The 12,285-nt window shown below is 57.0% G+C and carries 9 protein-coding genes and 2 pseudogenes; 6 read left to right on the top strand and 5 right to left on the bottom strand.

Features of this window, described 5'->3' with window-relative positions; genetic code table 11:
* On the bottom strand, positions 1–276 hold a 276-nt coding region (locus GJA01_RS12725; protein WP_174694502.1), incomplete at its 3' end, for a transposase.
* Positions 277–631: 355 nt separating this feature from the next.
* Between GJA01_RS12725 and GJA01_RS12715 the strand changes: the two genes are divergently transcribed.
* Entirely contained in the window at positions 632–1,492 is an 861-nt protein-coding gene (locus tag GJA01_RS12715) for a glucose 1-dehydrogenase (protein ID WP_062502534.1), read from the top strand.
* 51 nt (positions 1,493–1,543) lie between these two features.
* Here the strand turns inward: GJA01_RS12715 and GJA01_RS12710 are convergent, their stop codons facing one another.
* Genes GJA01_RS12710 through GJA01_RS12700 form a run of 3 tightly spaced genes read right to left on the bottom strand, consistent with a single transcriptional unit; the run spans position 1,544 to position 5,313 of the window.
* Positions 1,544–3,790 carry a xanthine dehydrogenase family protein molybdopterin-binding subunit gene (locus tag GJA01_RS12710; protein ID WP_062502533.1) on the bottom strand — a complete coding sequence of 749 codons (2,247 nt, stop codon included), beginning with the start codon at positions 3,788–3,790 and terminating at the stop codon, positions 1,544–1,546.
* Between the two features lie 12 nt (positions 3,791–3,802).
* A complete protein-coding gene (locus GJA01_RS12705) occupies positions 3,803–4,810 on the bottom strand; it encodes an FAD binding domain-containing protein (protein ID WP_062502532.1) in 1,008 nt (335 codons plus the stop codon).
* Entirely contained in the window at positions 4,807–5,313 is a 507-nt protein-coding gene (locus tag GJA01_RS12700) for a (2Fe-2S)-binding protein (RefSeq protein WP_062502531.1), read from the bottom strand. The genes GJA01_RS12705 and GJA01_RS12700 overlap by 4 nt, the downstream gene beginning before the upstream one ends.
* Before the next feature lie 256 nt (positions 5,314–5,569).
* Here GJA01_RS12700 and GJA01_RS12695 point away from each other — a divergent pair, with 256 nt between their 5' ends.
* The 4 genes and pseudogenes from GJA01_RS12695 to GJA01_RS12680 form a co-directional block, all read left to right on the top strand.
* A complete protein-coding gene (locus tag GJA01_RS12695; RefSeq protein ID WP_253783083.1) occupies positions 5,570–6,796 on the top strand; it encodes an MFS transporter in 1,227 nt (408 codons plus the stop codon).
* Between the two features lie 140 nt (positions 6,797–6,936).
* A complete protein-coding gene (locus GJA01_RS12690; RefSeq protein WP_062502530.1) occupies positions 6,937–8,073 on the top strand; it encodes an acyl-CoA dehydrogenase family protein in 1,137 nt (378 codons plus the stop codon).
* Positions 8,070–8,801: a PIG-L deacetylase family protein gene (locus tag GJA01_RS12685; RefSeq protein ID WP_082785181.1), complete on the top strand. Its 732-nt coding sequence runs from the start codon at positions 8,070–8,072 to the stop codon at positions 8,799–8,801. The genes GJA01_RS12690 and GJA01_RS12685 overlap by 4 nt, the downstream gene beginning before the upstream one ends.
* A pseudogene (locus tag GJA01_RS12680) lies at positions 8,798–9,229 on the top strand (methyltransferase domain-containing protein); the annotation flags it as partial. The gene GJA01_RS12685 and the pseudogene GJA01_RS12680, both read left to right, overlap by 4 nt.
* Before the next feature lie 73 nt (positions 9,230–9,302).
* Here GJA01_RS12680 and GJA01_RS12675 read toward each other — a convergent pair.
* A complete protein-coding gene (locus tag GJA01_RS12675; protein WP_456303596.1) occupies positions 9,303–10,496 on the bottom strand; it encodes a glycosyltransferase in 1,194 nt (397 codons plus the stop codon).
* A 555-nt stretch (positions 10,497–11,051) separates the two neighbouring features.
* Here GJA01_RS12675 and GJA01_RS12665 point away from each other — a divergent pair.
* Positions 11,052–12,128: pseudogene (locus GJA01_RS12665) on the top strand (IS5 family transposase).
* Positions 12,129–12,285 lie beyond the last annotated feature (157 nt).

Genomic DNA, 12,285 nt, shown 5'->3' with positions numbered 1-12,285 from the left:
AGCTTGTTGCCCTGTCCGAAAAATGGGGTCCACCTCTTCCGTCCGCTCGTCGGACAGATTGTTGAGCGTCTGGATCACCAGGATCTTGAACATCAGCACAGGATCAAATGGCGGTCGCCCGCCCTTGCTTCCATCTGAATAGGCCAGAGCCTTCTCCAGATCAGGGCGGAACACCTCAAAATCCACAGTCCGGGAAAACGCTTCAAGCTGATCGCCAAGACCGCTCAAACGAGCAAGCCGCTCTTCAACATCAAAGAAACCAGGCTGTTTCATTATTCATTCATCCACCCAATCACCACAGGAGGTATAGAATCACAGATACGCACTCAAAACCATGGAGTTTTTAGAACCCTCCACGTCTCACAACCTGACAGCTAGGGTTTTTCAGACAATCCGAAAGCGGAAGATCGGCGTTGAAGCCCGCTGCACCATTTTGCAATGTCCATATTATCAGGTCGATGTCGCGCTTTGCCGTCTCGTGTCGGCAGAAGATGCGTTCGTCTTCTGCGAATTGTGCACGACAGCAGATCATCCGTCAGATACGTGAGGCAACACTTGGCTGCCCTGGCAGTTGAACATGGCAGACGTGTTTTCTTCGGAAAACACCAGACCCCTTTTGGAGTGGTGTTTCATGCCTGATCATATTCTTCCCCAATCTCAGGATCATCAACCCGGCTTGGAAGGCCTGATGCAGCCCAAGGCCATTCACATCCGGCCTGATTATCGTGGCAGCGGTAAGCTTGAGGGAAAGAAGGCCCTGATCAGTGGGGGCGATAGCGGAATCGGGCGTGCTGCGGCTATCCATTTCGCCCGTGAGGGTGCTGATGTGGCGATTCTGTATTTGGAGGAGCATGAGGATGCACAGGAGACCGTCCGTCTTATTGAAAAGGAAGGGCGCAAGGGGCTGGCCATTGCCGGTGATGTCTCTTCCAGCCAGGTCTGCAATGATGCCGTGGCACGCACGGTGAATGAGCTGGGCGGTCTCGATATTCTCGTCAACAACGCTGGTGTCCAGATTGTCGAAGAAGACATCGAAGCCGTCTCCGATGAGGAATGGCAACGCCATATGGACACTAATATCAACGGGTATTTCTATCTCGTCCGAGCGGCGCTTGCGCATCTGAAGAAAGGGAGCGCTATCGTCAATACGTCCTCCATCAATGCATTTGCAGGGAACAAGGCGCTTCTGGCCTATTCCACGACCAAGGCGGCGGAGATGGGGATGACGCGGTCTCTTGCGCTTCAGCTGGTGTCAAAGGGAATCCGGGTAAACGCCGTGGCGCCGGGGCCGGTCTGGACGCCGCTTCAGCCGGCAAGCTGGGGTGTTGTTGATCCGCAGGCGGTTGCCGATCTGGGCAAGGACACGCCGATGGGGCGTTGTGGGGATCCGACGGAGCTTGGTCCGGCTTATGTCTATCTGGCGAGCGAGGATGCGTCCTTCGTGACGGGACAGACGCTGCATGTGAATGGCGGCATGATCATCAACGGCTGATGACAGCGTTATGCGCTTCTTCCGGGCGGTTTCCCGGAAGAAGCTCAGGGATCAGTCGCCGGGTGTGATGGGCAGGTTGCGGTGGCGCTGGCCTGTGGCATGGAAGACGGCGTTGGCGATGGCGGCCGCCGTTCCACACATACCGATTTCGCCCACACCCTTGATTCCAAGCGGACTGACTTCGGGGTCTTCTTCCGCGATGAAGAGGACGTCCATGTCCGGAATGTCGGCGTGGGCCGGGATGTGATACTCGGAAAAATTATGGTTCATGAAGCGGCCGACCCGTTCGTCCATCAGGGACTCTTCGTGAAGCGCCATGCCTGTTGCCATGACCATGGCGCCCCGGACCTGACTGGCTGCGGTCTTGGGGTTCATGATGCGACCGGCGGCGACGGCATTGACCAACCGTGTCACACGGACGATGCCAAGTTCCTCATCCACGCGGACTTCGCAGAAAACGGCGCTGTGGGTGAAGCGGGCTTTTCTCATCTGGCTGATGGTGCCGCGTAGGCCAGGTTTTGCGGTTTCCTCGACTTCAAGCCTGTCCTGACCTGTCAGGGACAGGGCTTCGGAGAGGGACAGTCTGAGGTTTTCATCTGCGCCTTTATCCTGAAGAAATCCGTCCTTTAGCACTGTGGTATTATTCGACAGTCCTTCCGTCAGCCAGGCGGAAATGTTTCCGCTTTTGCCTACAGCCTTAAACAGCTTCTCGCGCAGGCTTTGGCAGGCGAGCCAGACAGCGGCCCCTGCGGAGGCGGCTGTCCATGAGCCGCCCTCCGTCGGGCATTCGGGAAGGGTTGAATCGCCCAGTTCGATATCGATCATCTCCATGGGGATGCCGAAGGCTTCCGAGGCAGTCTGGGCCAAAATCGTGTAGGTTCCGGTTCCGATATCGGAGGCGGCGGTTGCGATATGCAGGCGTCCATCGGCGGTCAGAGTGGCGCGGGCTGATGTTGGGGAGAACATCGCGTCCCAGATGCCTGTCGCCATGCCCCAGCCGATCAGATCTTTTCCGTCGCGCATGCTTTGCGGTGCCATGGGCCGGTTCTGCCAACCAAAGCGCTCGGCGCCTTCATGCATGGCCTCCTTCAGCGCTTTGCTGGTCAGCGGCATGTCATGCATGGCGTCGATGTCGGAATAGTTGTGCAGGCGAAAATCCAACGGGTCCATGTTGCAGGCATAGGCCATTTCATCGATGGCCATTTCAAAGAGGTTGACGCCTGTGGCGGCTCCGGGAGCACGCATGTCGCTGGAAGTGTAGGTGTCACGCGGGGCGACTTTGTAATCGGCCGTGGCATTGGGGCATTTGTAATTGATCAGCCCCCAGATCACGAGATTTTCCATATTGTGCTCAAAGCGCGATGTGTCTGTCACGCCATTGACGATCATGGACTGCAACGTACCGTCCGGCTGGGCACCAAGGGCGATATCCATAACGGCTTCAGGGCGGAAGACATGGGTGAACATCTGTTGGCGCGTCAGGGTGACACGGACCGAACGATTCAGCATTTTCGCGGCGAGAACTGCGAGAAAAACGTTGTGCTGGGCGCGCAGGCCGGAGCCGAATGCCCCGCCGACATAGGGATTGCGCACGCGGACCTGATCTTTGGAAAGGGACAGGGCGCTCGTCAGATAGGCCTGTACGGCCTGCGGACCCTGTGTCTTGTCCCAGACCGTGAAGGTGCCGTCCTCCTCGACGATAACGGTCGTGGCGTGCATTTCCATGGGATTGTGATGCTCGGGAGCGAGGTGATAGCGTCCTTCGATCTTGATCGGGCTGAGGGCATAGGCCTCGGCAGCGTTCCCGCGTGATTTCGGCGGCACGTAATTGCTGCGGGTTTTGCCGGGCATGTATTTCTGGTGCAGGGATGCTTCGAAATCCGCATTATGCGGCCAGCGTTCGTAATCCACTTCGAGACGCATGGCGGCTTCACGGGCGGCTTCGAATGTCTCTGCGAGGACAACGGCAACGGGCTGGCCATTGAAGCTGATTTCCGCGTCATGGAGTGGTCTGTAGGGAGAGCCGGGGACGCCCAGACCATCCATGTAGGATTTTTCAAAAAGCGCGCTGTGGGGGCGGTTGAGATGCGTCATGACCTCCACTACGCCTGGCACCGCGCGGGCGGCTTCGTCGCGGATCGCCTCGATCCGGCCACGGGCGATGGGGCTGTTGACGATGAAGCCGTACAGCATGCCGGCAGGATGCGGTTCGGCGGCGTAGCGGGCCTGTCCCGTCACCTTGGCGATGCCATCGATCCGGGAGACGGGCTGTCCGATTTTTGCTGAATGGAGGGTCATACCCGGGTTCTTTCAGAAAATGGTCTTTTGCGTCTGGGACTGGGGCGTGCCTGCAGCGGCCTGCGAGAGGGCGCGGATGATAACGCGGGGGGCCAGCTTCAGCTTTGCGGCGTTGTCGCGGTCGGTGACGGCCCCTTGCAGCAGGCAGTCGGCAGCGTCGCGGAACAGGGAAGGGGACGGTGTTTTCCCTTCAAGGAGGGCTTCGGCTTCCGGGACACACCAGGGTTTTGTACCGACGCCGCCCATGGCGATGCAGGCCTTGCGGATCGTGTTGTTTTCCATCTGCAGTCCCGCTGCGACGGACACGATGGCGAAGGCGAAAGACAGGCGGTCGCGGATCTTGAGATAGGTATGATGAGGCCCGAAGCTGAGCGGCGGAAGATCGATGGACGTGACGATTTCGCCAGCGCGCAGGATGTTGTCCTGCCAGGGTGTGTTTTCCGGCAGGCGGTGATAGTCGCGCAGAGGAACACTGCGCTCGCCCTCGGGACCTGTGAGGTTGACTGTCGCGTTCATGGCCGCGAGGGCCACGCACATATCGGACGGGAATGTGGCGATACAGGCCTCGCTGGTGCCGAGGATGGCCATGATCCGGTTGCGACCGCCTTTGGCGGAGCATCCCGTACCGGGGGAGCGCTTGTTGCAGGCCATGTCCGGGTCATAGAAATAGTGGCAGCGGGTGCGCTGGTTCAGGTTTCCGCCATTCGTGGCCCTGTTACGGATCTGGGGGCTTGCACCGGCAAGGATGGCGGAGGCTAGAAGGGGATAGCGCTCGGTAACGAGCGGGTGGGCTGCGGTATCGGCATTGGTGGCGAGGGCACCAATGCGCAGACCTCCATCAGGGCGTTCCTCGATCTGGCTCATGGACAGGGCATTGAGATCGACGACATGTTTGGGGCGTTCGACGTCCGATTTCATGAGGTCGATGAGGTTGGTGCCTCCTGCGAGGTAACGCGTATGCTCAGGGATGCGCTGTGCTGCGTCAAGTGTGTCGGGACGGGAATAGGAGAACTGTCTCATGCGGCCTCTCCAGCCCTGTCTTGCTGATGCTGGGCAAGGACCTGCTCAATGGCATCGATAATACCGTTATAGGCGCCGCACCGGCAGAGATTGCCGCTCATGAATTCGCGGATTTCCTCGCGGGTGTGGACATGTCCTTCTTCTAGAAGCGCCACCGCCGACATGATCTGACCCGGCGTGCAGTATCCGCACTGGAAAGCGTCCCGGTCGATAAAGGCCTGTTGCATAGGGTGCAGATGTCCATCCGGTGCCAGACCTTCAATCGTTGTGACCTCGGCGTCCGGGATCGATACGGCCAGGATGAGGCAGCTTTTGACCCGCTTGCCATCGACGAGAACGGTGCAGGCACCGCACTGCCCGTGATCGCATCCCTTCTTCGTTCCTGTGAGGTCCAGACGCTCCCGCAGCAGGTCCAGCAGGGTTACGCTGGGTGGCAGGTCGGCAGAGTAGGATTTTCCATTGATCTGGAGGTGACAGGGGCTGGCGACAGACACATCGGTCATGGGAGGGCGCTCCGTTCGGTGTCAGGTTTTTTCAGCGTGTCAGGTTGTAAGCGTCCGGGAGCGTTTAGGTTTCAAGGAATTCTCTGTGATCCCAGTCATAGAATGCGCGCTGATAATAAATATCCCGCAGGTATGGACCTGACCACACAGGATCTGCCTTTTCAAAAAAGGAGAACCCCTACTGTTTTTTTGTAACGGACCCGTGAGCCGACCGTTCAGTACGAGGGACGACTGCAAAAAGACTTTGACGGGAATTATGATGACGAAAAACAGAGCACAGATCCGGCCCGGGAGGGACGACGTTTCCCTGGACGGTCTGAGCTTCCTTCTTGCTGATGTTCAGGACAATCTGGGGAACTTTCTGACAGCCTTCCTGACGATACAGGGCTGGCCTTCAAGCCGGATTGGTGCGGCGATTGCAGCGGGCGGACTTGGGGCGGTTCTGGCCCGCTTTATCGGCGGATGGGCTCTGGATATCTTCCCGCGCAGGCGCCTGATGCTCGCTGCCTGCTGTACCGTGACGTTTCTGTCCGTCGCGGTGATGGCTTGGACGCCGCTGTTTTATCCCATTGTTCTGGCCCATTTCATCGCAGGCGGCGCAGGGGCTCTTTTTACGCCCATTCTTGCGGCCGTCAGCCATCATACGGCAGGAGCTAGAGGCTATATCGCGCGTATGGGCCGCAATGAATCCTTCAATCATCTGGGCAATGCGTCATCCGGCTTCGTGATGAGCCTTCTTGGCAGGGTGATGGGGCCTGTTGCTCCCCTGTGGGGGGTGGGAGGATTTGCGGCAGTCAGTCTGCTGCTGGTCGGGGGCCTTTCGAAACGCGCGGACACCCCTTCGGAACGGTCTCGGGATACCGCTTCGCTGCGGCAGACCCTGCGTGCCATTTTTACGTTCCTTTCCGAGACACGGCTGGCCGTTTTTCTGGTGACCTATCTGCTGTTCAATATCGCCAATGGCGCCGTGGTCCCGCTCATGATCGAGCGTTATGCCTTTTTCCACTTGGGCGATCCGGCGAGCGTGACGGCCATCTGTATCGTGGTCGCCCAGATCACCATGGCGCCCGTAGCCCTTCTCGTGGGTAAAAAGGCGCCGCAATGGCCTCGCAAGCCGCTGTTCGTGTTCGCACTCGCCATGCAACCCGTGCGGGACGGTCTGGTGATCCTGAGCGCGGACTGGCCGACGCTGGTCCTGGTCCAGATCCTCGACGGATTGTCTTCAGGCATCATTCTGGTGCTGTTCTATGCCATTCTTTCGGATATCGCGTCTGGAAGTGGGCGGCGCAATCTGCTTATCGGGCTGGGGTTGGCTCTGGGGACCATCGGTGCGCTCCTGTCCAATCTTGCGGGGGGCGCCCTGACATCAGCCTACGGGTTCAATACGACCTTCATTATCCTGGGCCTGACGGGGGCAGGGGTGGCCTGTCTGTTTGCATGGGGCATGCCTGAGACACATTCACCGGTCTCTGAAGCGGCATGACGGGACGCATGGTGCTCACCATGGGATGGTGCGCCTTCATCATTCCCGCAGAATAGTGACCGGCGGTGCTATTTTAATCGGGATCCATGATCGGCTTCCAGGCGTTGCCCTGATCGGGCTGCGCGGAAGGGTCACAGGGCATGTCGAATTCTGGTCATGAGATGATCGAGGAGGAACGATCTGTCTTTCGGGGCCGACTGAATCATCTGTTTGCGGACTGGAAAGCCAGACCCTTCACGCCAACAGAAAATCTGTTCCCGTCAGACCTCCTGAAATCCCTGCGACAGAGCGGGATACTGGATGCCCTTCTTTTCGTTGAGGAAGGAGGGCTTGGATTGGCCTCTCCGTCTGACAGGGGACAGTTTCTTTCGTTGCTGCTGCGGCGAACGGGTTATTTAAGCCTGTCGCTGGGACGGTGTCTTGAAGGGCATGTGAATGTTATCCGTCTTGTGGCGCTGTATGGCACGCAAGAGCAGCGTCACACGTTGGCCACAACATCGAAAAAAGGAATTTTGACCGGGATATGGGTCACAGACGGGGACCCTCCTGTGACCATACGGAAGGAAGGGGGCCTCTGCAGGCTCTCCGGGATCAAGGGATTTGCCAGCGGCGTCAATGAGGTTGGTCTTGCGCTAATTACGGCAACGACCGAGCAGGAAGAGTCGGTCATGCTCCTCGTGCCGACCACGGATGCCGCTCGCAGACAGCCAGGTCCGGGCAAGCTGACCGGGATGCAGGCAAGCGGAACGGGTGCTTATGATTTTACCGGGTTGACGGTCTCTGCTCAGGATATTCTGGGGACGGCGGGAGATTATCTGCGGCAGCCTGAGTTTTCCGCAGGAGCATGGCGCGGATCGGCGGTCGCGATTGGCGCTATGGACCGGCTGGTCGATCTGCTGAGGGAAGAACTTCTGGCCCGGAAGCGGGTCCACAACCCGCATCAGCTTTGCCGGATCGGAGACGCGATGATCCTTCAGAAAACGGCCTCCCTGTGGGTCAGGCAGGCCGCTCATGCTGCATGTGATTGTCCGGAGATGCCCTCCGAGGAGGTTACGGCGACTGTCAATCTGGCGCGGCTGGCTGTTGAACGCGCAGCTCTGGAGTTGATCACGCTGGTGCAGCGTGGTCTGGGGCTTTCGGCTTTTGTAAAAGGGCGGGCCGTCGAACAGATCATTCGGGATCTGGCGACTTATCTGCGACAGCCTGCTCCGGACGAGGCTCTGACAGAAGGCGCGGCCTGGTTTGTCAGTCATGACTGGCCGGAGGACTGCTTATGAAGGTCCGGGATATGCTTCAGTATTTCGCAGACTTTGCGGTCGCGCCCCTTGAGACGATTGCCTCTGGAACCACGCTTATTCTTTCTCCACATCCGGATGATGAGAGTCTGGGATGTGGGGGATTTATTGCCTCTGCGGTGCAGGAGGGGTATCCTCCGGTGGTTGTGATCGTTTCTGACGGCTCTGCGTCCCATCGTGGTTCAGTGGCATGGCCGCCCGCGCGGATTGCGCGGCTTCGTCAGGAAGAAAGCCGGGACGCGGCGGCAGTGCTCGGCCTTCCTTCCGAGCGACTGCTATTTCTGGAATTGCAGGATGCAAGCCTTCCAACACAAGGCGATAGTTTCGATGCTGTCATCCGTAGCCTTACCGAAATGATCGATCGCTATGAGTGCCAGACGGTTCTGGTTCCCTGGCGGTACGATCCGCACTGTGATCACGAAGCTGTCTGGATCATGGGGCAGAAGCTGAAGGCCCTGCTGCCGCAACTGAGGCTCCTGTCCTATCCTGTCTGGGGGCTGACACTGCCGCCTGAAATGGAAATCGATGAGGCCACCCCGGTAGGGTGGCGGCTTGATATCCGGCCGTTTCTGGACAGGAAACGGAATGCCGTTGAGGCGCATCGAAGCCAGAGGGGGCTGGTTGTGGATGATGATCCGGGCGGCTTTGTTCTTCCCGATCATCTGCTGGAGAAAATGCTTCAGCCCTATGAAATCTTCATCGCGTCATGAGTAACGAGACATGGAAACCGGAAGTCTTTGAACGTCTGTTTCATAATAATCCAGACCCATGGGGCTTTGAAAGCCGTCCGTATGAGCGTCAGAAACTGTCGCGGGTTCTGGAATGTCTTCCGGCGGCGCCCATTTTCTTCGCGGTGGAACTCGGATGTGCGATTGGTGTCGGCACCCTGGCATTGGCGCAGCGCTGCGGGCGTGTTCTAGCCTTCGATGCTTCGGAAAATGCACTGGCGATTGCGGGACGGCGGTGTGAAGGGCAGGCGCATGTCAGCTTTCTGAAAGCGTTCCTACCAGCGGATTATCCAGTTGCGGAAGCCGCGGGCTGCGACCTCGTTCTTATTTCCGAGCTTCTTTACTTCCTTTCTCCAAAAGACATCCGTCGACTGGCGGACATGGTCATGGAGAGCCTGAAATCTGAAGGGCATATCCTGATCGTAAATTGGACAGGGCAGACCGATACGCCATGCACGGGTTATGAGGCGGCCGAGCACTTCATCAGGGCCTGTCGGGAAAAACACTGGATTCCGGAGCTGTCAGAGCAGGGAAAGGGATATCGTATTGACCGGCTGTCTCGATCGGGAACCTCTTCGGTAAACACTGTTTCATCTGGCGAAGGCGCTTGAGTACCCTTAGGGCCCGTTCATGATGTTGCTGCAGATCGTTTCTGCGGATGCAGACTACAGGAAGGTCGGGATAGGAAATATCGAGGCAAGAAGATTGGCTCTGCCAGTATGTTCGTTCTCTGCGAAGTCTCAGCAGACGTCTGGAAACAGGTTCGAAGGCATCGTCAATATATTCGTCTTGGGCGATCAGGCGACGCGTCAGAGTTTCCGCCATTCCGCCGCGTGCGCGGCCCTGAAGGCGCGCGGAGACGTATACCTGCACCTGTGGGGCATGACGAGCCGCAATGCCGTTCTGTCGCAGGATCCTGGCGAAAGCCCGGTCTTCTCCGGAAGGCACGTTCGGGATGCCGCCCGTCCTGCGCCAGGCCGCATGCGTTACAGCGATACTGGCGCCTGAATGTTCCAGATGCCGGGGCCACGGGTCGTGTGGTTCGGGAGAGAGAAGCAGCTCGATCTGGTCCAAAATCGCACCATAGGCCCGTTCCAATTTCTCATCTTCATGAAGATGAGGAGGAATCTTTTTGTATTCTTCAGGTAGAAGAAGAACCCGCCCAAAAACCGCTTCAACAGGATATTGAATAAAAGCCTCGAGAATACTGTCCATCCAGTCGCTCGCAACTTCGCTATCGGCATCCGTAGTCAGAAGGATCGCGTCCGGGGACGCGGTTTTGGCGGCATGTGCCATGGCGTCACGTCGCGCCTTCCCGGCACTCGCCATTGCGGGAGGATAGCAGACCGTGACAGTTTCCAGCTCGAATGGCAGGCTGGGGATAAGAGAATGTGCCCGGTTATCAGTTTCGTCGGTCGTATTGTTGATCCAAAGAACGACCCTATGCGGAAGGTGCTTCTGCGCCGCCAGGGCGAGAAGGCAGGGGATAATATGTTCTTGTTCATTACACACGGGGATCGCCACAATTCTTGGTTTTCGCCAAAATAGGAATTGCCGGCTCAGCGATACAGGATCAGTATTGATAACTGGAAGGACGCGACTATTCCTGTCGCGTCTCTCCCAGTATTCGGCGCAAGGAGTAGCCTCGCCGGATCCTCGCGCACAGTCGTGGGGCATTATCAGATGCTCGCCACGAATTGCGGTTCGAACAATCTCAGAACCTGATTGGTCGGATTGTCAGGACCCTCGGGGAGTGCGGGAGGCTCACCTTGCGGAGGAGGGGGTGCTCTCCTCTCCGGAGGATATGATTTCCCGGGATATTCTTCTTCAGGCGGTTCGTCCGTAATAGGACTTTTATCCGGATATGGATCGAAGTGTTCCCGTTCGTCAGGAGAGCCGGGAGCTTTCGTAGGATTGATGGGGAGAGCACTATCTGGAAACGGCATGTTTGCCTCCATTAAGGAGACAGATTAATGGCTGAGAATGCCGAGAGTTCAGATCACTTAAAAAAGACCTCGGTTCTTCTGGTATCTGTCCAGTAGCGGTTGTTCGCCTATGCTAGGCTTGGGACGCACCCGCACACTTTATGTTGAGGATATTCCATAAGCGTGCGGGTAAAATTGCATCAGCCAGTTCTGACTTTAGTATTTACCTGGAGGGTTAGAAAAACCCTCTGGTTTTGGGTCTTTCTCTGTGATTCCCTCTCTTGTGTGATGACTGAAAGAGTGGCTCATGACGCAGTCTGGTTTCTTTGATGTTGAAGAGCGGCCTGCTCGGTTCAGTGGGCTTGGTGACCAACTTGAAGCGTTTTCCCGTACCGTAGATTTTGAGGTATTTCGTCCGTAGTTGAACAGGGCGTTGGCCTATTCAGACGAAAGCAAAGGCGGTCGTCCTCCGTTTGATCCAGTGCTGATGTTCAAAATTCTGGTCATCCAGACGCTGAACAACCTGTCGGACGAACGGACAGAATACCTGATCAATGACCGTCTTTCCTTCATGCGTTTCCTTGGTCTGGGACTGTCTGAGCGCGTGCCTGATGCCAAGACCGTGTGGCTGTTTCGTGAGCGTCTGACACAGGCGGGAGCAATTGATGTTTTGTTCAAGCGCTTTGATGCGATCCTGCGGAATGCCGGTTATCTGCTGATGTCAGGCCAGATCCTGGACGCTACACTGGTAGCGGCCCCAAAGCAGCGCAATACCAATGGGGAGAAGGCCGATCTGCGGGAAGGACGGATCCTACAGGATTGGCAGGACAAGCCGTCAAAGCTGTCCCATAAAGATCGTCATGCACGCTGGACCCTGAAATTCACCAAGGCAAAGCGTCAGGATGACGGGACGATCCCGTCTACGGATCTTGCCATTCCTTTCTTTGGCTATAAATCGCATATTTCCATCAACCGAAAGTTTCGGCTGATCCGCAAATGGAAAACGGATGCCGCTGCCAGCGATGGTGTCAGACTACGTGAGGAGCTTCTTGATCACAGCAATACGGCGTCTGATGTCTGGGCAGATACAGCCTACCGCTCAAAAGCCAATGAGGACTTCATGGAAAAGCATGGCTCTGTCTCGAAGGTTCACAGGAAAAAGCCTTATCTCAAACCCATGCCACGAGATATCCAGAAATCGAATGCAGGAAAGTCCGTTATCCGGTCGCGTGTCGAACATGTTTTTGCCGATCAGAAAGCGCAGACAGGACTGTTCATACGAACCGTAGACATAACGTGAGCCACCATGAGGATCGGGCTGGCCAATATCGTCTATAATATGCGCTGCTTTCTCCTCCTGGAGCGAATTAACGCCGCAGCGTAGCAATCCAGAGCATGAGACTTTCACTCTGCTCAAAACGCAGAGTGAAAACCAGGTCAACAAACCCGCAAGCAACACGCAAAAAAAGAACCAATTAACGGTTCTTCGATCCCTCCAAGAAAAAGGACACTAGTTGGCATAACAAATATTATGCGACATA

Origin of the sequence: Gluconobacter japonicus, assembly GCF_002723975.1 — a bacterium.
GTDB lineage: Bacteria > Pseudomonadota > Alphaproteobacteria > Acetobacterales > Acetobacteraceae > Gluconobacter > Gluconobacter japonicus.
The sequence above is the reverse complement of the archived record's forward strand: the minus strand, read 5'-3'. Positions and strand labels throughout refer to the sequence as shown.